Here is a 22,039-nt window from a genome sequence, read left to right on the forward strand (position 1 = left end):
GGCGCCCGCGCGCGTGGGGGATATCCCCCCGGCGCCTCCGGCTCCCCCCGCTCCGCCGGCCGTGGCCGCTGAGGTCGCCGCCTCGACCGAACGCGCCGTGCGCGAGGCCCAGAAGCAGGCGCGCCATGCGGGAATGAACGAGGTCGAAATCGACGCGATGGTCGCCAAGGCTCTGGCCCATGCGCCCAAGGTCGAGGAATTCGTCTCGAAGGATGGCAAGGTGAAGACCGTGCGCATCGTGCATCCGGCGCAGGACGGTGTGGGGGAAACACGCCGCGAGATGGTGATCGATACGCGCTGTCCGGCCGACACCCAAGGCCGCGCGCACGCACGGGGCCAATCCAAGAACGACGAGCACGTCGTGATTTGCGCAGGGCCCCCGCAGCACATCGCGCAGATCGTGCTCAGCGCGCTGGAAGGGGCCCGCCACGAGATTGCCGCGCAGGCGGGCTACGATGCGGCGAGCCGCGCGGGAGCGCTGGCCGAGATCGAGCGTGAACTGGCCGAGGCACGCGCCGAAGTGGAACGCGACCTGCGGGCCGACGAAATCTGACCCCATATCCGTACAGTCGAGAAGGCGGGGAGGGCGGTGCAACGCCGTTCCCGCCTTCGCGCGTGACGGGGCCTAGTTCTGGCCCTGGACCACGGGCTGGTTGACGATGGGAACGCCCTCGCTGGTGCGCGGACCCTGTTCCTCGCCGCGCTCGTCCTTTGGATCCTTGTCGCCGTCCTTGCTTTCGGCGTCGCGGCGGTCGAGTTCGGCTTCGATGGCGGCGATGTCCTCGGCGGTGGCAGGCGCTGCGGGATAGTCGCACCCGCGCGAGGCGCCCACGCCCTTGAGGAAGCCGCGCCGCGTCATGCCGGCCTGGATCGCGGTGCGCACTTCACGCTCACGGTCGTTTGCGCCCGAGATTTCGCGGATGAGGCCGCGGAAGGGAATGAATGAGGAGACCACCCACTTGGCGACGCGCCCGGCGCTGATGCGGTCGCGCTCCTCCTTGGGAATGTCGACATCGGGGCCGATGGCCGCGAAGATCTCCTGCACCGATTGGCCGATGGCCGCGCAGCTGTCGAGGCCGGTCAGGTCGTAGGGCTGCTCCACCGCGCGGGTCAGCACCACGGGGATTTCCTTGGAGTCGAGGTTGAGGTCGGTCACCGGCGTCTTGGCGATGTCGAGCGCGGAGGGATCCTTGCTGGTGATCGGCTTGCTGTCGCCCTGTGCGAGCGCGGGCTGGGCAAGCGGGAGAAGGGCAAGGGCGGCAATGAGGGCGCGGGTTCGCGTGGACATTCGAACGTCTCCATAGGAGCGGCCTTGGAAGCGGGCGAATGCGCCGGGCCGCTTTTCTCTATCGGCTTGATATCCGGACATTCTGCCCGGCTTGATGCGTTCAACGTATCACACTTGTTCGCGTTCCCGTTGCGAAAATTGCACAAGCCATGCGGTGTGTGGCGGCGGTCTTGGGCCATCCATCTCCTGCACGGTGCAAACCGCCGTTGCGGCACCGGGATCGCTTGTGCCATGAGGCGTCTGCGGCGTCCTGCCGCACAAGGGAAACGCGATACCTTCCGTGTTCGTCAGACCGTTCTCGAACGCCGTGTGGCTGCTGCCTGCCGTGCCTATGGCGCGCGCGGACTGGCGCGTGTGGGGCAGGCGTGCCTTGCTGGCCGTTCTTGCCGGCGTAATGGCGGTGACCGGCGCGGCGCCGCTCGAGGCCGCTTCGCGCCGAGCCCAACGTGCGCTCGAAGGGCGCCTTCGCCACCATATCGAGAGGTTGGCGAGCGACGAGTTTGCGGGCCGCGAACCGGGCACCGAGGGCGAAGCCAAAACACTGCGCTACCTGGGCCGGGAATGGTTCGACATCGGCCTCGTCTCGGGCACCAACGATCCGGCCAACGAGTGGTTTGCGCCCGTGACCCTGGTCGCGCGTGAGCCTGCGACCTCGTCGGCGCGGTTCTTCCGGGGGCGCAGCACGAAGGCGCTGACGAGCGAGGACGTGATCGTCCTGACCTCGGGCAAGCGCGGACTTGCGCGCCGCTCGCCGCTGCTGTTCGTGGGCAACCTCGAGGCGGACGCGTTGACGCGCAACGAACTGGCCGGGCGTATCGTCGTCCTGCTCGACGGCCTGCGCGAGGGCGAAGAGGCGTCCGGCACGCGGCAGAGCGCGTTCCTGGAGATGGGCGCAGCCGCCGTGCTCACCGTGCTGGACGGGTCGCGCAGTTTCGAGGAAGTCGTCGCCCGGCGCGGACGTTCGGGCTATGCGCTGGCGCAGGATGCGACCGGCGGCGATCTGGAGGCCTTCATCAGCCCCGAGGCCATGGCAGGGCTTCTGGAGGGGACTTCGCAGACACTCCCGTCGCTCGAGGCAAAGGCGGCGCGTGCCGATTTCACGCCGCTTGCGCTGGGTCTCTCTGCCTCGTTCGAGGCCACCACCCGCTCCACGACCATTCATACCCACAACCTCATCGGCAAGCTGCCCGGGCGCAATCCCGATGCGGGCGCGGTCCTGTTCGTGGCGCACTGGGACCACTTCGGGGCCTGCGCCGAGCCGCCCGCGGAAGATACCGTCTGCAATGGCGCGATCGACAACGCGAGCGGGGTGGCTGCGCTTACCGAAGTGGCGCGCGCGCTCGCCAAGGGGCCGCCGCTGGAACGCGACATCTATTTCCTGTCCACAACCGGGGAGGAAGTGGGGCTATTGGGCGCCCATGCCTTTGCCGAGAACCCTCCGGTCCCGCTCGATGGCATCGTGGCGGCCTTCAATATCGACTCGGTCGCCATCGCGCCCGCCGGCACGCCCTTCGCCATCGTCGGCAAGGGCATGACGGGCCTCGACGAGGACATCGCGAAAGTGGCCCGCCGCGCGCACTTTGACCTTCTCGACAGCGAGGACGCCAACGAATTCGTGCGCCGCCAGGATGGTTGGGCGCTGCTCCAGCACGATATCCCGGCTGTCATGGTCACGACGGCCTATGGCGATATCACCCGTATGCGCGCCTTCTACGAGAGCGACTATCACCGCCCCAGCGACGACCTGACCCATGGCCTGGAACTGGGAGGTGAGGTTGAGGACGTGCTCCTGCTCACCGACCTTGGGCGCTGGTTCTCCGACCCGCGCAACGCGCCGCTCGTCCGCCTCGAGGCGCCCTGAAACTCGGCGCAAGGCCGCGCTGACCCACCAGGACATGTGTCCAAATTGCTGTTTGGTCAGAAAAACGCGTTTTTGTGCACCAGCGAGGCATAAGAAGCGCATCTGCCCACTAGCCCAAAGCGCACCACTTGGTTACATGGGCCGCCACGAATCTCCCCAAAGGCATGGTGGCACACATGGAAATCCAGCTCGGACTCACCTTTGACGACGTTCTGCTTCGTCCCGCGAAGTCCGACATCGTTCCCAACCAGGCCGATACCCGCACGAAGCTTACGCGCGAAATCGGTCTGAACATCCCCGTTATCTCTTCGGCCATGGACACCGTGACCGAAGCCGACATGGCGATCGTCATGGCGCAGCTGGGCGGGATCGGCGTGCTCCACCGCAACCTGACCATCGAGGAACAGTGCGCGGCTGTCCGCCAGGTCAAGCGCTTCGAGAGCGGCATGGTGGTGAACCCCATCACCATCGCCCCCGACGCGACGCTGGGCGAGGCGCAGGCGCTCATGCAGATGCACAAGATCAGCGGCATTCCCGTGGTCGAAGGCTCGGGCAAGCTGGTCGGTATTCTCACCAACCGCGACGTACGCTTTGCCGACAACACCGCGCAGCCCGTGCGCGAGCTGATGACGCACGAGAATCTGGCGACGGTCAGCACCGGCGTCAGCCAGGACGAGGCGCGCCGCCTGCTGCACGCCCGCCGTATCGAGAAGCTGCTTGTCGTCGATGATGCCTTCCATTGCGTGGGCCTCATCACCGTCAAGGATATCGAGAAGGCCGTCACCTATCCCGACGCGACCAAGGACGCTGCAGGCCGCCTGCGCGTCGCGGCCGCGACGACCGTGGGTGACAAGGGCTTTGCCCGCACCGAGGCGCTGATCGATGCCGAGTGCGACGTGGTCGTGATCGACACCGCGCACGGCCATAACGCTGATGTCGCGCGCGCCGTCGAACGCGCCAAGAAGATCTCCAACTCGGTCCAGGTGATTGCGGGCAACGTCGCCACCGCCGAGGCCGCCAAGGCGCTGGCCGAGGCGGGTGCGGACTGCATCAAGGTCGGCATCGGCCCGGGCTCGATCTGCACCACGCGCATCGTCGCGGGCGTGGGCGTGCCCCAGCTGACCGCCGTCATGGACGCGGCCGAAGCGGCCGACAAGCTGGGCGTTCCCGTCATTGCCGATGGTGGCCTGCGCACCTCGGGCGATGCCGCCAAGGCGCTCGCCGCCGGTGCCTCGACCGTGATGGTCGGCTCGATGCTGGCGGGCACTGCCGAAGCGCCGGGTGAGACCTTCCTGTATCAGGGCCGCGCCTACAAGTCGTACCGCGGCATGGGCTCGGTGGGCGCGATGGGCCGGGGCTCGGCCGACCGCTACTTCCAGGGCGATATCAAGGACCAGATGAAGCTCGTGCCTGAGGGCATCGAAGGCCAGGTTGCCTTCAAGGGCCCGGCCAAGGACGTCATCCACCAGCTGGTGGGCGGCATCAAGGCGGCGATGGGCTACACCGGCTCAGCCACGATCGAGGACCTGCGCAAGAACTCGCAGTTCGTGCGCATCACCAATGCGGGCCTCAGCGAAAGCCACGTCCACGACGTGACCATCACCCGCGAGGCGCCCAACTACCCGACGCGCTGAGCCGGAGGCCGGGAATGGAGGAATTCCTTCCCTGGATGCTTCTGGTGCTGGCCGATCCCGGAGCGGCGTCTGCCGCTCCGCCGGTCACCCGCGTCCCCGGCCTGTTCGTATCGCACGAGGCATGTGAGGCCGCCGCCGCGCAGCGCAAGGCGGCGCCTTACGCATGTCTCCAGGTGCCCCCGGGCGCCGAGATGGAGGCCGCCTGGCAGGCGTTTCGGGCCGGCCAGGAGAGTTCCCGATGACCCCTTCCGCCCGCGTTCAGGCCGCGATCGAGATCCTCGACCTCGTGATCGAGGCCGCGCGCTCCAACGGTGCGCCTGCTGACCGCATCATCGCCGACTGGTTCCGCGCGCGCCGCTTTGCCGGCAGCAAGGACCGGCGCGCGGTGCGCGAGTTGACCTACCGGGCGATCCGGGCCTGCGGGGAAGTGCCCGAGACGGGCCGCGCGGCGATGCTGCGCGTGGCGCAGGAAAATCCTGATATTGCCGAGCTCTTCGACGGCTCGCGCCATGCACCGGCCGCGATCTCGCCCGAGGAGCCTGTAGCGGCCCGCGGGGCGGCGCCCTACTGGCTCATGATGCGCCTGGCGAACAGCGGCATCGACGCCGAGGCGGCCGCCCACATGCTCGACCGCGCGCCGCTCGATATCCGGCTCAACACGCTCAAGGGCACGCCCGACGACCTGCCCGAGGGCGCGGAGAAGACGCAGGCCGTCAACGGATGGCGCTATCCTCCCGACACCCGGATCGAGCCGACCGAGGCGTATGCGAGCGGCGCCATCGAGGTGCAGGACACCGGTTCGCAGCTGACCTGCGAAGTGGTCGCCGCTGCGCCCGGTGAGACGGTCGTCGACTTGTGCGCGGGCGCAGGCGGCAAGACCCTCGCGCTGGCCGCGAGCATGGCCAACACCGGACGGCTGGTGGCGTGTGACAGCGACCGCACGCGCCTCTCGCGCCTTGCCCCGCGCGCCGAGCGGGCAGGGACGTTGCCTATCGAGACCCTGCTCCTGAACCCGGGGAAGGAGCCTGCCGGGCTCTCGGGCCTGATGGGAGCGGCCGATGCGGTTCTGGTGGACGCGCCGTGCTCGGGCACGGGCACCTGGCGGCGCAATCCCGAGGCCCGCTGGCGCCTCACCGACAAGCAGATCCTGCGCTACGCCACCACGCAGGCGCGCCTGCTCGACATTGCGGCAAGCTTGGTGAAGCCCGAAGGGCGCCTTGTTTTCGTGACCTGCTCGCTTCTCGATGCCGAGGGTGCGGACCAGGCCGAAGGCTTCCTCGCGCGCAATCCGGGGTGGCAGGCCGAGGCGATTGCGCTTCCCGCCGGTACGCCGCGCGGGGCGGGACTGCGCCTCTCGCCGGGGCAGGACGGAACCGACGGGTTTTTCGTCGCGCGCTTCAAACGGCTGTGATAGCCTTGCGCTCATGTCGCGGAAACAGACCTCTGCCAAGGACTTCTTGATGCGTTATACGCCTGCTGCCGTTGCCCTTTCTCTTGTTGTTGCCGTCTCTTCCAGCATGCTGCATTCGCAGGCGAGCGAGGCGCTCGACCCGCGTGCGAGCGCGCTGATGGAGCAGGGCCAGGCAAGCCTGAAAGCAGGCGCTACGGGGCAGGCCGTCGATGCCTTCGAGGCGGCCCTTGCGGTCGAACCGGGCAGCGTCGCCGTGCTGGTTGCGCTGGCTGAGGCGGAGCGTGCCAAGGGCCTTACCGGCAAGGCGATCCGCTACTATCGCATCGCGTTGGAACGCGACCCGCGCAATCTTGAAGCCCTGGCGGGCGAAGGCATTGCCTTGGCCGAGAAGGGCGCGACCGAGAAGGCGAACCGTCGCCTCGCGCGGCTGGAAAGCCTGTGCGGTGCCGATTGCGCGCAGACCCGTGACGTCTCGGCGGCGATTGCGAGGGGCCCTTCGCCCGAGAACGCCGCCAAGGTCGTGAGCGCGCCCGAGGTAAAGACGACACCGGGCACGCAAAGCGCGAACCAGTAAGCGCTTCAAAGCCGGAACTGACGTACGAAAAAAAAAAAAGCCCGCCGAACCTTCGGGTCCAGCGGGCTTTTTCGTTGTCTTTGGAGATCTGACGCGGTTCAGATCAGCGCGCGAAACTCTTCGAGCACAGAGCGGTAAACGCGCTTCTTGAAGGGCACGATGAGCTCGGGCAGATCATCGCCGTCGACCCACTTCCAGTCACAGAATTCGGCCGGCTCGTGTGCGTTGAGGTCAATGTCCTCATCGCTCCCTTCGAAGCGGGCGAGGAACCAGTGCTGGCGCTGGCCGCGGAACTGGCCCTTCCACAGCTTGCCCAGCAGTTCGTCGGGCAGGTCGTAGAGCAGTTCGTCCTTGGTGCGCGTGAGGATGACCGCCTTGTCGGCGGGCACGCCGGTTTCCTCGAGCAGCTCGCGAAGGGCAGCGTCCTTGAGGTCCTCGCCGTCGTCCACGCCGCCCTGCGGCATTTGCCAGAAATTGCCCTCCTTGGTGTCGATTCGCTTGCCGACGAAGACTTTGCCGTCGGCATTGACAAGCATCACCCCGACGCAGGGGCGGTAAGGAAGATTCGCGTAATCGGTCATTGCCTGGATAAATTCCGGTAAATTGAATGAGAGCCCGCGTGGCAGGAAATCCGGGAGGAGGAAAGCGCGGCAGGCATCGATTTCAAGATGGCCCATGCGCCACTGATTTGCCAGCCTGATTTGCCGATTTCCGTCGTGTCTTTCGTGCAAGTCGACCTTCGGTTCCGCCAAGGTCAGGCACCTTCGGGGCCCTTGCGCGTTGCCCGAAGTGCCCTTGCCAGCGCGGCTGCGTACCGCGATACACGGCGCCGAACCTCGCTCAAGATACGGGAAAAAATGGATAACATCACCCACAGCCTGACCGGCTGGGCGCTCGCGGAAACCGGCCTCAAGCGGCGTACGCGCAAGGGCCTTGCGGCCTGCGTGCTGGCGGCAAACATGCCCGATATCGATGTGTTCTTCGGTTGGGCGCCCTGGGCGCCGCTGGCGATGCACCGGGGTTTCACCCATGGCCTCGTCGGCGGGGTGCTGGTGATGCCCCCGCTGCTCGCAGGGCTCCTGTGGCTGCTTGATCGCTGGCAGGTGAAGCGCGGCGCAACTTTTGCCAGCGGACTGGAGATGCGGCCCTGGTGGCTTCTGGCGCTGTGCTATCTGGGCGCGCTGACCCATCCCTTGCTCGATCTTCAGAATACGTACGCGGTGCAGCTTCTGTCCCCCACCAGCACGCGCTGGTTCCACACCGATGGGCTGTTCATCGTCTCGCCCTGGCTGCTGGCGATGCTGGGGGGTGGGATTTTCCTGGCCTGGCGCAAGGCGAAGGCAGGCGCGGCCTTTCCGGGCAAGGCCGCCGTCGCGGGCCTTGCGGGCGTCGTCCTGTTCATCGGCGCCAACATCGGCATCTCGCAGATGGCGGGCGCGGCGCTGCGCAAGGCGCCGCCCCATGCCCATCCCGACCGGGTCTTTGCCAGCCCCGGGCCGCTTGCCTTCTGGCAGCGCGAGGTAGTGTGGCGGGAGAACGGCGCGCTGGGCTATGCCCGCTACGATCCGCTGGCCGATCCTGGCGCGCTTAGCGAGGTCCAGGCCCCCGAACCCGACAACATGGCGCGGCCCGAGGTTCGCCGGGCCATCGAAGCGTCGGCCGAACTGCGCGATTTCCTCGAGTGGTCACAGATGCCCTTCGCCCGCATATCGCGTGAGGGCTGCACCGAGACGGTCACGGTGGGAGACGGCCGCTATGCGCGCGGCGGGTTCGCGGATGGCTTCCGGGTCGAGGTGGCACTACCTGTCAGTGAAGGGCGCTGCTCGGGCCGCTGAAGCGTTCACTCTTCGCCGCGGTGAGGCGCGCGGCCGGGCCGAGGAGGGCGGCGGCCGAAAAGGCCCAGGCCGTCCCGCCCAGCCACCCGGCCAGCGCATCGGCGGGCCAGTGGACACCCAGCCAGACGCGGCTCCAGGCCACCATCAGGCTGGTGGCCAGCGCGGCGCCCAGGATCGTCACGCGTACCCGCTCGCGCGAGCTGAAGCCGGCAAAGGCGAGCGCGATGGCCAGGAAGACCACGGCCGAATTGAAACTGTGTCCGCTCGGAAAGCTGGAGCCGCCCGCTTCGGTCAGATGCAGCGTGATCTCCGGGCGCGGGCGTCCGACAAGCAGCTTGATCGCGACTTCGACCACCCAGCCCAGCACGACGGTAAGGCCCAGGAGGCTCGCCGCGCGGCGGTGCCCCAGGAAGACGAGCGCGACGATGGCGGCGAGGGCGAAGAGATTACGCAAGAGCACGCCGCCCAGCGCCGTGATGTCGCGCACGACTTCGAGCAGGCGGACAGGGCCGATCGGGCGCAGGTCTCCGTCGCGCCAGAACAGCAGGGCGGTACGGTCGATCGTGGCGGTGTGGCCGGTCAGCACCGCCCAGGCCAGAAGTGCAAAACCCGTCCAGGCAAAAATGGCCACGATCAGGGCCTTGCGACGGCTGATCGGATGGCTGTGCAGCACGGGGCGGGATGTTTGCTCGGAAAGAATCATGGTCTAGGGAACGCAGCGCATAGGGAGGCGTTGCGCAAGCCATGAGTTCACCTGTAATCGTTTGGTTCCGCCGGGATCTTCGTCTTTCCGACCAGGCCGCGCTGGTCGAGGCCGCCGCGAAGGGGCCGGTCGTCCCCGTCTATGTCCTCGATGACGAGACGGCAAAGCACCGCGCCATGGGCGGGGCCTCGCGCTGGTGGCTGCACCATTCGCTGGAAAGCCTGTCTGCGGCACTGGAAGAGAAGGGTTCGCGCCTGATCCTGCGCCGGGGGAGGTGCGAGGAGGTGCTCCCCGCTCTGGCGAAGGAGGTGGGGGCGAGCGAGGTCCATGCGCTGCGCCACTACGAGCCCTGGTGGCGCAACGCCGAGAAGGCGGTGGGCAAGGCGCTGACGCTGCATCTTCATCACGGAAACTACCTGGCGCCGCCCGGATCGGTGACGACGGGCGCGGGCCAGCCCTACAAGATCTTCACACCCTTCTGGCGCGCGCTGCACGAACGCCTGCCGCCGCCCGATCCGCTCTATCGCCCGCACACCATCGCCGCGCCCGAAAGCTGGCCCGAAAGCGAGGCGCTGGACGACTGGGGCCTGCTGCCGACGAAGCCCGACTGGGCGGGGGGCTTGCGCGATTTCTGGACGCCGGGCGAGGAGGGCGCGAAGGCGCGCTTGAAGACCTTTGCCGAGAAAGCCTCGCGCTACGAAGGGCAGCGCAACCTGCCTGCGCGAAACGGGACTTCGTTCCTGTCCCCTCATCTGCATTTCGGCGAGATTTCCCCCGCACAGGTGTGGCACGCGACATCTTCGGCGGGCGGCTCGGTCGCGACGTTCCTCAGCGAGATCGGCTGGCGCGACTACGCGCAGAACGTGATCCTGCAGTACCCTGACTATGGCGGGACCTCCGCGCGCGAGGGCTTCGACGATTTTCCCTGGCGCAGCGGCGCGCAGGCGCAGGAGGATCTGGAGGCCTGGCAGCAGGGACGCACCGGCTATCCCATCGTCGATGCCGGGATGCGCGAGCTGTGGCACACCGGCTGGATGCACAACCGCGTGCGCATGATCACGGCCAGCTTCCTCATCAAGCACCTGCTGATCGACTGGCGCGAGGGCGAGAAGTGGTTCTGGGACACGCTGGTGGATGCGGATTACGCCTCGAACGCGGTCAACTGGCAGTGGAACGCGGGCTCGGGCGTTGATTCAAACATGTTCGTGCGGATCATGGCGCCGCTCAGCCAGTCGGAGAAGTTCGATGCGGCGGGCTATATCCGCCAGTGGGTGCCCGAACTGGCCGATCTGCCCGCAGGAGAGATCCACGATCCTTCCCCGATGGCGCGCCCGAAGGGCTATCCGCAAAAGCTGATCGAACATCGCGCCGGGCGCGAACGCGCGCTGGGAGCTTGGGAGAGTTTTAAGGGGGAATAGGAAGAAGAAAGCAGTTCCGAGGGCCATTGCCCTCGGGCTCCCCGAACTGTCTGCCTCACGCCAGGCGCGCGGCGCTTGTAAAGACAGGCGAGGTGGCGCTTTTCTGCCTGGCCGGTTCAGCCTTCGCTCTTGCCGAGCCAGCCCTTCAGGCGCCAGCGGACCATGAGGTCTTCGTAGATGATCGGGGCGATGAGGTTTTCAAAGGCGCAGCCGACCATGCCCTCGTCCCACCAGATGACCTTGGCGGCCATCGATTCCATGCCGGGCAGGGTGAGCCAGCAATAGGTGCCGGGGTGGATGCGGCTCATCGCCATGGCCGAAAAGCCCGACATCGAAAGGTCGCGCACGACGGTCTGGTAGCCCTTGCCGCCCGACGCGCGCAGCGAGGCGGGAATGGAGATGCGTTCGCGCGGCGCGCTACGATCTTCCTGCGCCGCGTTCTCGTACAACTGCTTGCCGGTGCTGGCCATGATGAGGGGTCCCTGCGCCTGAATGCATTGCCGACCACGGCCGGAATCGGCCGCGTGGAAAAAGCCTTTGCTGTCAGAAAGCAGTTTACCGCAGATTACTTCGATTGGTTAAGAAATTCGCGGTGCCCGCTGGGGAAGGGCTCGGTAAGGAGCTCTACCATGCGCTCGGCGACGGTCTCGGGGGTCTTGACCGTCGCGGGATCCTCGCCCGGATAGGCGCGTGCGCGCATCGCCGTGCGGGTCGCACCAGGGTTAACGATGGCGACACGGATCTTCGAGGTTTTTTCGGTTTCCTGCGCGTAACAGTCGAGCAGGACCTCGAGCGCGGCCTTGGTGGCGCCATAGGCGCCCCAGAAGGCGCGCGGGGCGCCGGCCACGGTCGTGGTCATGCCGATCACGCGCGCGTTCGGGCTCTTGCGCAGAAGCGGATCGAAATTGGCAATGAGCGCCTGCGAGGCGAGCACGTTGGTGGTCAGCGCCTTGTTGAACACGCGCTGGTCGATGTCGGCGACGCTCGTCAACTCGGGCAGGATGGCCGCGTTGATGACGAGAATGTCGAGCTTGCCCCAGCGCTGCGAGACCGCCGTGGCGAGGCGCGCGATGCCGTCGGGCTCGACAAGGTCGACAGGGGCGATGGTCGCCGATCCGCCGGCCTCGAAAATCGCTTCTTCGACGGTTTCCAGCGCCTTGGTGTCGCGGCCGGTGAGCACCACGTGGGCGCCCGCGGCCGCGAGCGCCTTGGCGGTGGCCGCCCCGATGCCCCGGCTGGCGCCGGTCACCAGGGCGATCTGGCCCTCGAACGTCGTCGCCGGGGCCGCGCTCATGCCCGGCTGCCCGCGGTCTCGAAGTCGGTGAGACGGGTCGGGTAGTCACCGGTGAAGCAGGCGTCGCAGAACTGCGGGCACTTCTTGGCGCGCTTGGGCTCACCCACCGCGCGATACAGGCCGTCGATGGTGACGAAGGCGAGGCTGTCGGCCTTGATGAAGTCCGCCATGGCCTGAGTGTCCATCTTGGCAGCGAGCAGCTTCGAACGCTCGGGCGTGTCGACGCCGTAGAAGCACGAGTGCTGCGTGGGCGGGCTGGCGATGCGCATGTGCACTTCGGCCGCGCCTGCATCGCGCATCATCTCGACGATCTTCATCGAGGTCGTGCCGCGCACGATCGAATCGTCGATGAGGATGATGCGCTTGCCTTCCACGATGGCGCGGTTGGCGTTGTGCTTGCGCTTCACGCTCGAATGGCGCGCTGCGTCGCCGGGCTGGATGAAGGTGCGCCCGACGTAGTGCGAGCGGATGATGCCTAGCTCGAAGGGAATGCCCGATTCCTGCGCGTAGCCGATCGCGGCAGGAACACCGCTGTCGGGCACCGGAATGACCACGTCCGCGTTGGCGGGCGATTCCTTGGCCAGCTCCATGCCGATCTGCTTGCGCGCCTGGTAGACCGAGATCCCGTCCATCACCGAGTCGGGACGGCTGAAGTAGACGTGCTCGAAGATGCAGGGGCGCGGGGAGGGGCTGCCGAAGGGACGGTGGCTCGAGATCGTGCCCTTGAAGTCCACCTGGACCAGCTCGCCCGGCTCGACCGCGCGGATGAATTCGGCGCCGATCACGTCGAAGGCCACCGTTTCCGAAGCAAAGACGATGGCATCGCCGATGCGGCCCATCACCAGCGGGCGAATGCCCAGCGGGTCACGGCAGGCCATCATGCCCTCGTTGGTCATGCAGATGAGGGCGTAGCCGCCCTCGACCATGCGCAGGGCATCGATGAACTTGTCGAGAAGGGTGGGGTAGCGGCTCGTCGCGACGAGGTGGATGATCACCTCGGTGTCGGAGGTCGACTGGAAGATCGAGCCCTTCATCACGAGGTCGCGCTTGAGCGTCATCGCGTTGGAGATGTTGCCGTTGTGCGCGATCGAGAAGCCGCCTGCGGCCAGATCGGCGTAGAGCGGCTGCACGTTGCGCAGGCCCGAACCGCCGGTGGTCGAGTAGCGCACATGGCCCGAGGCCATCGCGCCCGGAAGCGTTTCGAGGGTGTCGTTGTCGAAGACCTGGGCCACGTGGCCCAGTCCGCGATGCGACCGGAAATCGCTGCCCGAGAAGCAGGTGATACCCACCGCCTCCTGGCCACGATGCTGAAGGGAGTGGAGACCGGCGGCGGTGATGTTCGCCGCGTCCTGTGCTCCGATTACGCCAAAGACACCGCACTCTTCGCGCAGTTTGTCCCCGTCGGCGTCACGAAAGGGGTGTGTAAGGTTCATGGAATGAGGGCCCGCGCCTGCGTCAAGGTCGAGGGCGCATTTGCAGGGATCGGCCGCAATTGCAAGAGGGCGTGAACCCGCAACAGGTGCCATTGTTCCCTTGACGCGAAAAGGTGACGCGGATGTGACACGGACTGGCTCTCGTCTCGGGTCGGGAACCGCGAGGCATCTTGTGCGCTTCAGGCGGGCGCGTCCGGGCGGCGAGCACGGGGGCAGGAGTGCTCCTTGCTTGCCTCCCTCAAGCCTTCACCCTAAGGCTTGGCGCCTGCACAGCTTTATCCGGTTTTCACCTCTTCATAGAAGGCGGCGTCCCGCTTGCTACTCTCTCCTTTCGAATGGACCATCGCCAAGCGCTACATGCTGCCCGGCAAGGGGGAGCGCTTCATTGCGCTCGTCGCCGGGATCAGCCTCGTGGCGGTCATGCTCGGCGTCGCCGCGCTCGTCATCGTGATGAGCGTGATGAACGGTTTTCGCGCCGAACTCTTCGACAAGATCGTCAGCCTCAACGGCCATGCCATCGTGCAGGCGTATGGCGGACGTATGGATAACTGGGAGGAGGTGCTCGAGAAGGCCCGCAAGACCCCGGGTGTGACCCATGCCTCGCCGCTGATCGAGCAGGGGCTGATGAGTACCTTCAATGGCCGGGTCGAAGGCATCCTTGTGCGCGGCAACACGCAAGGGGACATCAATGCGCTCGCCGACAAGGTGAAGGAAGGCAGCCTGAAATCGCTGGCGGATGGGGTGAGCAACATCGCCATCGGCTCGCAGCTGGCCCAGAATCTGGGCGCGCGGGTGGGCGATACCATTACCATCGTCAACCCGGCTGGTCGCCCGACACCCTTCGGTACCGTGCCGCGCCAGATCGCCTACACGGTGACCGCCATCTTCGAAATCGGGATCTATGACCTCGACCAGACCTACGTGATCATGCCCATGGCGAATGCGCAGCAACTTCTGCTCCTGGGCGACACCATTGGGACCATCGAGATCACGACATCCGATCCCGACCGGGTGAGCGAATTCCTGGCCCCGCTGGAACGCCAGCTCAAGGGCAAGGCCGTCGTCACCACCTGGAAGCAGATGAACGCCTCGCTGTTCGAGGCGCTGGCGGTCGAGCGTGTGGCGATGTTCGTGGTCCTCTCCATCATCGTCCTCGTCGCGGTGTTCAACATCTTGTCCTCGCTGATCATGCTGGTGCGCGCCAAGACGCGCGACATCGCGATCCTGCGCACGATGGGCGCGACGCGCCGCTCGCTGATGAAGGTCTTCGTGACCGCGGGCTTCTGCATCGGCGCTGCGGGCACGGTAGCCGGGCTGGTGCTGGGCGCGGTCTTCCTCTATTTCCGCCAGCCGGTCGTGCATCTGGTCGAGAGGCTGACGGGACAGAACCTGTGGGACCCCTCGATCCGCTTCCTCACCGAATTGCCCGCGCGCACCGATCCGGTCGAGATCGCCATCATCTGCGTGCTCTCGCTCGTCCTCAGCTTCCTCGCCACGCTCTACCCCGCGTTCAAGGCGGCGAGCACCGATCCTGTCCAGGTCCTTCGCTATGAGTGATCCCCTCGTCGTCCCGGCCCCGGCCGATCCGTCCACCGATCCGGTAGTGCGCCTGGAGGGCGTGACCCGCAGTTTCGAGCAGGGGGGCGTGCGCATCGACGTGCTGCGCGGGGTCGACCTTGCCGTGCAGCCGGGCGAAATCGTCGCGCTGCTGGGCCCCTCGGGCTCGGGCAAGTCGACCATGCTCCAGGCCATCGGCCTGCTTGAAGGCGGCTTTGGCGGGCGTATCGAGATCGCCGGGATCGATGCCAGTAACCTGGGCAAGGACGCGCGCGCGGCGGTGCGGCGCGATCACATCGGTTTCGTATACCAGTTCCACCATCTCCTCCCCGATTTCAACGCGATCGAGAACGTGGTCCTGCCCCAGCTCATCACCGGCCGCGCGCGCGGGGCCTGCGAGGAGCGGGCAACCCAGCTCCTGACCGCGCTGGGGCTGGGCAAGCGGCTCGACCACCGGCCCAGCAAGCTGTCGGGCGGCGAGCAGCAGCGCGTGGCGGTTGCCCGCGCGCTGGCCAATTCGCCCCGGCTGGTGCTGGCGGACGAGCCGACCGGCAATCTGGATGAGGCCACCGCCGACACCGTCTTTGCCCAGTTCCTCGAACTCGTGCGCGGGCAGGGCAGCGCGGCGCTTGTGGCGACCCATAACGAGCGTCTGGCGGCGGCGATGGACCGCGTGGTGCGCCTGCATGAGGGCGTGCTTGCCTGAAAATTGCACGCGTGCGTCCACACGAGAGCACGCGCGCGTTGATTTTGGCGATCGACATTGCCAAATGGAAACAAAAGCTCGGTACAACTACCGTCAGCACCGGGCGGTCCCATAAGAGTGAACATGAAAGGCCAAGCGCGATGAGCGACAATCCCTCCACCATTCACGGCGGTGAAGGCGCCGGTTCCGGCTTCGCCTGGAACGATTCGGCCGAACTGCACAAGTGCGAGGACGGCGGCGGCCTGTTCCACCGCTTCAAGGTCCTGCGCCGCGGGACCGTGGCCGAGATGATCGAGTTCGTGATGGACCTGCCCGAGGAAAAGCGTGAGGACTACGCGATCCAGAAGGCCGGTGACCGCACCTTCAAGTACGCCGAAATCGTGACGCTGTACCGCCGTTCGGATTTCCCCAAGGGCGATGCCTGATCCACGCACCATCGCCGATTTTTCGGCGAGGTTGCCTTCTGGCGAGACGGTGGGCCTGGCCGACCGTCTCGGCAGGGTGGTGCTGGTGGTCAACACCGCCAGCAAATGCGGCTTCACCCCGCAGTACAAGGGCCTCGAAGCCCTCTATCGCAATTATGGTCCGCGCGGGTTCGAGGTCATGGCCTTTCCGTGCAACCAGTTCGGCGGACAGGAGCCCGGCTCGGCCGAGGACATCGCCCAGTTCTGCGAGATCAATTTCGGCCTCTCCTTCCCGGTGATGGGCAAAGTCGAGGTCAACGGCGCGAACGCCGATCCCCTCTTCCAGTGGCTCAAGGCCGAAGCGCCGGGTGTTCTGGGCACCAAGGCGATCAAGTGGAACTTCACCAAGTTCCTAATCGACCGTGAGGGCCATGTCGTGCGCCGCTACGGCCCGACCGAAAAGCCCGTCACACTTTCCCGCGATATCGAGAAGCTGCTCTGAGCAAGGCTCAGGCGCGGCGGCGCTCCGGTCCACTGGGGGCGAGGGTTTGCGTTTCTGGAACGTCGGCGTCGGCGGGCGGCAACGGTGCGCGGCTGGTCTCGGCGTGCAGAGCCTCTTCCATCAGCCGTGCCATGCCCGCCTCGTCGGCCAGGACCGTGCGGTTGCGGCCCAGCGCCTTGGCGAGATAGAGCGCCCGGTCGGCCTCGTCGAGAAGCTGCTGGGGCGAAACTCCGGGCGTGTGGATGGCAACGCCCGCGCTCAGCGTCGCCAGGTGCGCGTGGTCGGCGTTGCGATGTGCGCGGGCTGCAAAGGCGGCGCAGATGCGTTCGACCCGGGCGTAGGCGCTGTCCGGCGAGGCGGCCTCGACGAGCACGGCAAATTCCTCGCCGCCATGGCGAAAGACGCTGTGGTGATGGACGAACTCGCAGGCGACATTGGCCGCGCCTGCAATCACCACGTCGCCAAATCCATGCCCGAAGCGGTCGTTGATCGACTTGAAGTTATCGATGTCGAGCACGGCCAGCGCAAGCACCTGACCCTCGCGCCCGGCATCTTCGCGGGCCAGCTGGGCGAGCCGCCGGTCGAGCGCGCGGCGGTTGCCCACGCCTGTCAGCGGATCGACCATGGCGAGCTGGAAGTGGTGCAGCGCGATCCGCTCGCGTCCCAGCGTGGTCATGAAGACGGCCAGAAGAAGGCCTTGCAGCACGAGTAGAAAGTTGAAGCTGGCGATGGCCCAGGTCTGCGTCTCGAGCGAGCCGTAGGGCGCTGGGAGGAGTGTCGTGAAGGGGACGCGCAGCGCATGGTAGGCGCCGAAAGCGTAGAAGATCCAGGCCAGCGTCTGCGCCGAGGGCAGGTGGCGGTCGCGCAGGCTCTGGAACTCGCGCGCGCTCAGCAGACTGAAACCCGCCATCAGGAGCGTGCGCGGCAACATGCGCCATTCGGGGAAGTGGGCATCGTTCCCGAGTGTCAGCGAGAAGACGAGGCTGACAAGGCAGGCGATGAAGGCAGGGATCGGCAGCGGGCGTCGGCGCGCGGCATAGCGCGCGCACTGCCAGGCCGCGCCGAACATCAGTGTGAAAAGGAACCACCCGAAGGCCAGCGCGGGCGCACCGCCCAGTTCGTCCGGGTAGCTCAGCAGGATGCCAGCGGGGATGGCTACCGCAAAAGGCGAGAAGAGCCAGACCGAATGGCGCGGGCGACCGTCCTTGAACCATGCCAAGACCATGGCAATGCACAGGATCGCCGCAGCCGCCGTACTGCACACGGCAATGGTGGGGATGTCCGCCATCTCGGGGTCAGCGCCGGGCCATGACGCGTGCGGGGCGAGCGAGATGCGATGGTGCGATATCGGGCATGGCGAACTGGCGTCCTCATCTTGAGCGGGGGCACCCACCTGCGGTCAAGGCCGATGCCTTGCTGCCTGCGGCTCACCCTGGTTGCTGTCCGTCGCGTCGATGCACGCTCTCGTTCTGGGATGTATCTATAGGAAACTATCCTTAACTCTTTGTGCGTAGATTGAAAAGAGGGACGCCGCCTTAAATTTACGATCTAAGTTTATATAATAACGAAGATTTTGTAATTATCGCGGCGGCGAGGGCATCATCGCTCGCCGGATGGGCGCCAGATAGTCATGCTCTAGCGTTAACCAGCGTCCGCGCCCCGTACGTCTGCGATGCGCCCGCGTGCGCGGCTATCCCCCGCTCGATGCCCGCAAGGTCTTGATCCGTCCGCAGCCCGGGGCCTAGATCGCGGATATGGCGTTCTCTCCTTTCGTACCCTTGCGCATCTTCTCCAGCTACACGATGCTGGATGGCTCGATCGACCCCAAGGCCATGGCGAAACTGGCGAAAGCCCGGGGGTTCCCGGCCATGGCGATCTGCGACCGCAACGGCCTCTACGCCGCGCCCACCTATGCCCAGGCGGCCAAGGGGGCGGGCATCCAGCCCATCGTCGGCACGTTCCTTGCCGTTGCACGCCCGGGCGCCGTGGCGCAGGGGCAGGATCGTCCGATCGACTGGCTCGCGCTCTTCGCGCAGAACGAGGCCGGCTGGGAGAACCTGTGCCGCCACGTCAGCCGCGCGCACCTCGAACGCCCGCTCGAACTGGAGCCGCACATCGAGCTTGAGTCGCTCGAAGGCTACACCGATGGGTTGATCTGTCTTTCGGGCGGCGATGAGGGCGCGCTCGCGCGGCTTCTCGCCAAGGGCGATACGGCCGAGGCGACCCGCTATTGCGAAGCGCTCGAACGCTTCTTCCCGGGCCGCCTCTATATCGAGATCACCCGCACCGGCGAGGAGGTCGAGGACGCGAGCGAGGAGGCGCTGATCGATCTCGCCTATGCGCGCGACATCCCGCTCGTGGCCTCGAACCCGGCGCAGTACTCGGAAAGTTCCTTCCACGACGCGCACGATGCCATGCTGTGCATCGCCAACTCCACCCAGGTCGACGCGGCCGAACGTCCGCGCTCCTCGCCCGAGCGCTGGGTCAAGCCGATCGAGGCGATGGAGGAGATGTTCGCCGATCTGCCCGAGGCGATGGCCAACACCCTCGTCGTCGCGCAGCGCTGCGCCTATGTCCCGCCGCGCCGTCCGGCGCTGCTGCCCAGCCTTGCCGGTGACAAGAAGGGCGAGGAAGCGATGCTCGCGCGCGATTCGCGCCGCGGCCTGGCGCGCCGTCTCGCCCCCTACTGGCCCGACGCCACCGAAGCCGAGCTCGACGAGGCGCTCGCCTTCGAGGGGGAGGAACTGGCTAGCGCCTACGAAGCCTTGCGCGAGAAGGGCGTCACCGAAGACTTCATCGACTACGCCAAGCGGCTGAAGTTCGAGATCGACATCATCGTGGGCATGGGCTTTCCCGGCTACTTCCTGATCGTTGCCGACTTCATCAAGTGGTCCAAGGATAGCGGCATTCCTGTGGGGCCGGGCCGTGGTTCGGGCGCTGGTTCGCTCGTTGCCTGGGCGCTTACCATCACCGACCTCGATCCGCTCAAGCTGGGTCTGCTGTTCGAACGCTTCCTCAACCCGGAACGCGTCTCGATGCCCGACTTCGACATCGACTTTTGCGAAACCCGGCGCGGCGAGACGATCCGCTACGTGCAGAAGAAGTACGGGCACGACCACGTCGCCCAGATCATCACCTTCGGCAAGATGAAGGCGCGCGCGGTGCTGCGCGACTGCGGGCGCATCCTGCAGATGGGCTATGGCCGCGTCGACAGCTTGTGCAAGATGGTGCCCAACCATCCGACCGACCCGTGGACGCTCGACCAGGCGCTCAACGGCAAGAAGGAGAAGGACGGCTCCACCTCGCCGCCGGTGGAAGAATTCCTCCGGGAATACAACAACGACCACGAAGTGAAGCGCCTCGTGGATCTTGCCGTCCAGCTCGAAGGCATGCCGCGCAACTCCTCGACCCACGCGGCGGGCGTTGTCATCGGCGACCGACCGCTGGAAAAGCTGGTCCCGCTCTACCGCGATCCGCGTTCGGACATGCCGGTGACGCAGTTCGACATGAAGTTCGTCGAGGACACCGGCCTCATCAAGTTCGACTTCCTCGGCCTCAAGACGCTTTCGGTGCTGCGCCGCGCCTGCGATCTTCTGGAGCGGCGGGGCATCACGATCGACCTCTCGACGCTCAGCTGGGACGATCCGGGCACCTACGAGCTTCTGAAGCGCGGCGATACGGTGGGCGTGTTCCAGCTGGAATCGGAAGGCATGCGCCGCACGCTCGCGGCGGTGAAGCCGACCAACTTCGGCGACATCATCGCGCTCGTCTCGCTCTACCGCCCGGGCCCGATGGACAACATCCCGCTCTTCGGCCGACGCAAGAACGGGCTGGAGAAGATCATCTACCCGCACGAGAAGCTGGCGGGTATCCTGGAGGAAACCTACGGGATTTTCGTCTACCAGGAACAGGTCATGCAGGCCGCGCAGATCCTGGCCGGATACTCGCTGGGCGATGCAGACCTTCTGCGCCGCGCCATGGGCAAGAAGGTCCAGGCGGAGATGGACAAGCAGCGCAAGCGCTTCGTCGCGGGCTGCAAGGAAGTCTCCGACATCGACGCGCCCAAGGCCAACGAACTGTTCGACTTGATCGACAAGTTCGCAGGCTACGGCTTCAACAAGTCGCACGCGGCGGCCTACGCGCTGCTTGCCTACCACACCGCCTGGTTCAAGGCGCACTACCCGCACGAATTCTACGCCGCGGCCATGTGCTTCGACATGCACCAGTCCGAAAAGCTGGCGATCTTCGTCGACGACATGCGCCGCAACGGCATCGAGGTCGCGCCGCCCGACATCAACAAGTCCGAAGCCGAGTTCATCGTCGAGGAAACCCACGACAGCCTCGCTGTGCGCTATGCGCTGGCGGGCATCCGCAACGTGGGCGAGAAGGCGATGGACGCGGTGGTCAAGGAGCGCGAGACCAACGGGCCTTTCACCAGCCTCGATGACCTGTTCCGGCGCGCCCCGGCGGGCTCGATGAACCGCCGCCTGCTGGAAAGCCTGGGCGCGGCGGGCGGCCTGGACGGGCTTGAACCCAACCGCGCGAAGGTCATCGCCAACGCCGACACGCTGCTCGCCGAGGCCGACATGTCCGCGCGCGAGCGCAATTCGACGCAAGGCGGTCTTTTCGGGGACGAGGACCACGCGGTGCAGGGCCTGCGCCTGGTCGATGCCAAGCCCTGGAGCCGCATGGACCAGATGGCCAAGGAGCGCGAGGTCTTCGGCTTCTACTTTGCCGCGCACCCGGTCGAGCAGTACCGTGCGGTCGCCTCGGCGAACGGCGCGCGCACCTACACCAGCCTCATGGCAGGGGGCGGTGAGGGCGGGCGCACCGGCGCCGTCATGGCCGCGATGGTCGAGAACGTGCAGAAGCGAAAGACCAAGCGGGGCAAGGACTTCGTCATGGTCGACTACTCGGACGCTTCGGGCAACTTCTCGGCCTGCTGCTTTGAAGAGAACATGGTCGATGCCTTCGTCGCCTGGGGCAAGGAAAACGCCTGCCTGCTGCTTCAGGTCGAGCTCGACAGCCCGAGCGAGGACGAGCCGCCGCGCGTCACCGTGCGCAGCGGACGTCCGCTGGCCGAAGTGACGGCGGGCGCGCGCATGCTCCTGCGTCTCGACATCAGCACGGTCGAGGCGGTGCAGGAACTCGCGCTCCTCATGCGTCCGGGGCGCAAGGGCACGGGCGAGGTGATGGCGACGCTCAAGCTGGGCGATGGCCGTGACCAGCGGGTGCGGCTGGGTCGCGATTTTGCGCTCGACGGCGAATTCGCCGAGCAACTCGCCAGTGTCGAGGGGCTCTCGAACATCTCGCTGATCGCCCGCCAGGGCCCCGAGAGCGTGCGCCGCGCGGCCTGATTTGCGCGCTTCGTTTGAAACACGCACAAAGGCCCGGCACTCCCCATGGAATGCCGGGCCTT

Annotated in this window: 19 protein-coding genes and 1 pseudogene; 13 read left to right on the top strand and 7 right to left on the bottom strand. The window is 66.5% G+C overall.

What is annotated here, in order from left to right; all coding sequences use genetic code 11:
• Positions 1 to 553: pseudogene (locus MTR65_RS02175) on the top strand (hypothetical protein); the annotation flags it as partial.
• Positions 554 to 625: 72 nt separating this feature from the next.
• Here MTR65_RS02175 and MTR65_RS02180 read toward each other — a convergent pair.
• Positions 626 to 1,288 carry a hypothetical protein gene (locus tag MTR65_RS02180; RefSeq protein ID WP_243796707.1) on the bottom strand — a complete coding sequence of 221 codons (663 nt, stop codon included), beginning with the start codon at positions 1,286 to 1,288 and terminating at the stop codon, positions 626 to 628.
• 280 nt (positions 1,289 to 1,568) lie between these two features.
• On the opposite strand from MTR65_RS02180, the gene MTR65_RS02185 reads away from it, so the two are divergent.
• From MTR65_RS02185 to MTR65_RS02205, 5 genes are all read left to right on the top strand, one after another.
• A complete protein-coding gene (locus MTR65_RS02185; protein ID WP_243796708.1) occupies positions 1,569 to 3,149 on the top strand; it encodes a M28 family peptidase in 1,581 nt (526 codons plus the stop codon).
• Positions 3,150 to 3,325: 176 nt separating this feature from the next.
• Entirely contained in the window at positions 3,326 to 4,783 is a 1,458-nt protein-coding gene (guaB, locus tag MTR65_RS02190) for an IMP dehydrogenase (protein ID WP_226636101.1), read from the top strand.
• A gap of 14 nt (positions 4,784 to 4,797) precedes the next feature.
• Positions 4,798 to 5,025: a hypothetical protein gene (locus MTR65_RS02195; RefSeq protein ID WP_243796709.1), complete on the top strand. Its 228-nt coding sequence runs from the start codon at positions 4,798 to 4,800 to the stop codon at positions 5,023 to 5,025.
• Positions 5,022 to 6,194: an RsmB/NOP family class I SAM-dependent RNA methyltransferase gene (locus MTR65_RS02200; protein ID WP_243796711.1), complete on the top strand. Its 1,173-nt coding sequence runs from the start codon at positions 5,022 to 5,024 to the stop codon at positions 6,192 to 6,194. Before MTR65_RS02195 ends, MTR65_RS02200 begins: the two co-directional genes overlap by 4 nt.
• 49 nt (positions 6,195 to 6,243) lie before the next feature.
• Entirely contained in the window at positions 6,244 to 6,768 is a 525-nt protein-coding gene (locus tag MTR65_RS02205; protein WP_243796714.1) for a tetratricopeptide repeat protein, read from the top strand.
• A 98-nt stretch (positions 6,769 to 6,866) separates the two neighbouring features.
• Here MTR65_RS02205 and MTR65_RS02210 read toward each other — a convergent pair whose 3' ends face one another.
• Positions 6,867 to 7,349, bottom strand: coding sequence for an RNA pyrophosphohydrolase (locus MTR65_RS02210; protein WP_243797506.1), 483 nt, complete (start codon positions 7,347 to 7,349; stop codon positions 6,867 to 6,869).
• A gap of 276 nt (positions 7,350 to 7,625) precedes the next feature.
• Between MTR65_RS02210 and MTR65_RS02215 the strand changes: the two genes are divergently transcribed.
• The gene (locus MTR65_RS02215; protein ID WP_243796717.1) at positions 7,626 to 8,603 is read left to right on the top strand and encodes a metal-dependent hydrolase; all 978 of its coding nucleotides are present in this window, start codon (positions 7,626 to 7,628) and stop codon (positions 8,601 to 8,603) included.
• On the opposite strand, the gene MTR65_RS02220 is transcribed toward MTR65_RS02215, so the two are convergent.
• Entirely contained in the window at positions 8,575 to 9,276 is a 702-nt protein-coding gene (locus tag MTR65_RS02220) for a phosphatase PAP2 family protein (RefSeq protein ID WP_243796719.1), read from the bottom strand. The genes MTR65_RS02215 and MTR65_RS02220 overlap by 29 nt on opposite strands.
• A gap of 71 nt (positions 9,277 to 9,347) precedes the next feature.
• Here MTR65_RS02220 and MTR65_RS02225 point away from each other — a divergent pair, with 71 nt between their 5' ends.
• The gene (locus MTR65_RS02225; RefSeq protein ID WP_243796722.1) at positions 9,348 to 10,724 is read left to right on the top strand and encodes a cryptochrome/photolyase family protein; all 1,377 of its coding nucleotides are present in this window, start codon (positions 9,348 to 9,350) and stop codon (positions 10,722 to 10,724) included.
• 116 nt (positions 10,725 to 10,840) lie between these two features.
• Here the strand turns inward: MTR65_RS02225 and MTR65_RS02230 are convergent, their stop codons facing one another.
• The 3 genes from MTR65_RS02230 to purF all read right to left on the bottom strand — a co-directional run bounded on the left by MTR65_RS02230 (position 10,841) and on the right by purF (position 13,451).
• The gene (locus MTR65_RS02230; protein ID WP_226636086.1) at positions 10,841 to 11,194 is read right to left on the bottom strand and encodes a PilZ domain-containing protein; all 354 of its coding nucleotides are present in this window, start codon (positions 11,192 to 11,194) and stop codon (positions 10,841 to 10,843) included.
• A gap of 95 nt (positions 11,195 to 11,289) precedes the next feature.
• Positions 11,290 to 12,018: an SDR family NAD(P)-dependent oxidoreductase gene (locus tag MTR65_RS02235; protein ID WP_226636084.1), complete on the bottom strand. Its 729-nt coding sequence runs from the start codon at positions 12,016 to 12,018 to the stop codon at positions 11,290 to 11,292.
• Positions 12,015 to 13,451, bottom strand: a complete 1,437-nt coding sequence (gene purF, locus MTR65_RS02240; protein WP_226636083.1) for an amidophosphoribosyltransferase — start codon at positions 13,449 to 13,451, stop codon at positions 12,015 to 12,017. Before purF ends, MTR65_RS02235 begins: the two co-directional genes overlap by 4 nt.
• 315 nt (positions 13,452 to 13,766) lie before the next feature.
• Between purF and MTR65_RS02245 the strand changes: the two genes are divergently transcribed.
• The 4 genes from MTR65_RS02245 (at position 13,767) to MTR65_RS02260 (ending at position 16,620) form a co-directional block, all read left to right on the top strand.
• Positions 13,767 to 15,008, top strand: a complete 1,242-nt coding sequence (locus MTR65_RS02245; protein ID WP_243796724.1) for a lipoprotein-releasing ABC transporter permease subunit — start codon at positions 13,767 to 13,769, stop codon at positions 15,006 to 15,008.
• Positions 15,001 to 15,714: an ABC transporter ATP-binding protein gene (locus MTR65_RS02250; protein WP_243796725.1), complete on the top strand. Its 714-nt coding sequence runs from the start codon at positions 15,001 to 15,003 to the stop codon at positions 15,712 to 15,714. The genes MTR65_RS02245 and MTR65_RS02250 overlap by 8 nt, the downstream gene beginning before the upstream one ends.
• A gap of 140 nt (positions 15,715 to 15,854) precedes the next feature.
• Entirely contained in the window at positions 15,855 to 16,139 is a 285-nt protein-coding gene (locus MTR65_RS02255; RefSeq protein ID WP_148625721.1) for a hypothetical protein, read from the top strand.
• The gene (locus MTR65_RS02260; protein ID WP_243796726.1) at positions 16,132 to 16,620 is read left to right on the top strand and encodes a glutathione peroxidase; all 489 of its coding nucleotides are present in this window, start codon (positions 16,132 to 16,134) and stop codon (positions 16,618 to 16,620) included. Before MTR65_RS02255 ends, MTR65_RS02260 begins: the two co-directional genes overlap by 8 nt.
• 7 nt (positions 16,621 to 16,627) lie before the next feature.
• On the opposite strand, the gene MTR65_RS02265 is transcribed toward MTR65_RS02260, so the two are convergent.
• Positions 16,628 to 17,908: a GGDEF domain-containing protein gene (locus MTR65_RS02265; protein WP_243796727.1), complete on the bottom strand. Its 1,281-nt coding sequence runs from the start codon at positions 17,906 to 17,908 to the stop codon at positions 16,628 to 16,630.
• A 466-nt stretch (positions 17,909 to 18,374) separates the two neighbouring features.
• Between MTR65_RS02265 and dnaE the strand changes: the two genes are divergently transcribed.
• On the top strand, positions 18,375 to 21,977 hold the full coding sequence (dnaE, locus tag MTR65_RS02270) for a DNA polymerase III subunit alpha (protein ID WP_243796728.1): 3,603 nt from the start codon (positions 18,375 to 18,377) through the stop codon (positions 21,975 to 21,977).
• The last annotated feature ends 62 nt before the right edge of the window (positions 21,978 to 22,039 follow it).

Origin of the sequence: Novosphingobium mangrovi (assembly GCF_022818885.1) — a bacterium.
Classification (GTDB): Bacteria; Pseudomonadota; Alphaproteobacteria; order Sphingomonadales; family Sphingomonadaceae; genus Novosphingobium; species Novosphingobium mangrovi.

What these genes read in the sequence shown, in the direction of transcription:
- dnaE (WP_243796728.1), top strand. Translation starts at nt 18,375, where the DNA reads ATGGCGTTCTCTCCTTTCGTACCCTTGCGCATCTTCTCCAGCTACACG.
- MTR65_RS02265 (WP_243796727.1), bottom strand. Translation starts at nt 17,908, where the DNA reads ATGGCGGACATCCCCACCATTGCCGTGTGCAGTACGGCGGCTGCGGCG.
- MTR65_RS02180 (WP_243796707.1), bottom strand. Translation starts at nt 1,288, where the DNA reads ATGTCCACGCGAACCCGCGCCCTCATTGCCGCCCTTGCCCTTCTCCCG.
- MTR65_RS02195 (WP_243796709.1), top strand. Translation starts at nt 4,798, where the DNA reads ATGGAGGAATTCCTTCCCTGGATGCTTCTGGTGCTGGCCGATCCCGGA.
- MTR65_RS02260 (WP_243796726.1), top strand. Translation starts at nt 16,132, where the DNA reads ATGCCTGATCCACGCACCATCGCCGATTTTTCGGCGAGGTTGCCTTCT.
- MTR65_RS02225 (WP_243796722.1), top strand. Translation starts at nt 9,348, where the DNA reads ATGAGTTCACCTGTAATCGTTTGGTTCCGCCGGGATCTTCGTCTTTCC.
- guaB (WP_226636101.1), top strand. Translation starts at nt 3,326, where the DNA reads ATGGAAATCCAGCTCGGACTCACCTTTGACGACGTTCTGCTTCGTCCC.
- purF (WP_226636083.1), bottom strand. Translation starts at nt 13,451, where the DNA reads ATGAACCTTACACACCCCTTTCGTGACGCCGACGGGGACAAACTGCGC.
- MTR65_RS02255 (WP_148625721.1), top strand. Translation starts at nt 15,855, where the DNA reads ATGAGCGACAATCCCTCCACCATTCACGGCGGTGAAGGCGCCGGTTCC.
- MTR65_RS02230 (WP_226636086.1), bottom strand. Translation starts at nt 11,194, where the DNA reads ATGGCCAGCACCGGCAAGCAGTTGTACGAGAACGCGGCGCAGGAAGAT.
- MTR65_RS02215 (WP_243796717.1), top strand. Translation starts at nt 7,626, where the DNA reads ATGGATAACATCACCCACAGCCTGACCGGCTGGGCGCTCGCGGAAACC.
- MTR65_RS02235 (WP_226636084.1), bottom strand. Translation starts at nt 12,018, where the DNA reads ATGAGCGCGGCCCCGGCGACGACGTTCGAGGGCCAGATCGCCCTGGTG.
- MTR65_RS02210 (WP_243797506.1), bottom strand. Translation starts at nt 7,349, where the DNA reads ATGACCGATTACGCGAATCTTCCTTACCGCCCCTGCGTCGGGGTGATG.
- MTR65_RS02200 (WP_243796711.1), top strand. Translation starts at nt 5,022, where the DNA reads ATGACCCCTTCCGCCCGCGTTCAGGCCGCGATCGAGATCCTCGACCTC.
- MTR65_RS02250 (WP_243796725.1), top strand. Translation starts at nt 15,001, where the DNA reads ATGAGTGATCCCCTCGTCGTCCCGGCCCCGGCCGATCCGTCCACCGAT.
- MTR65_RS02205 (WP_243796714.1), top strand. Translation starts at nt 6,244, where the DNA reads ATGCGTTATACGCCTGCTGCCGTTGCCCTTTCTCTTGTTGTTGCCGTC.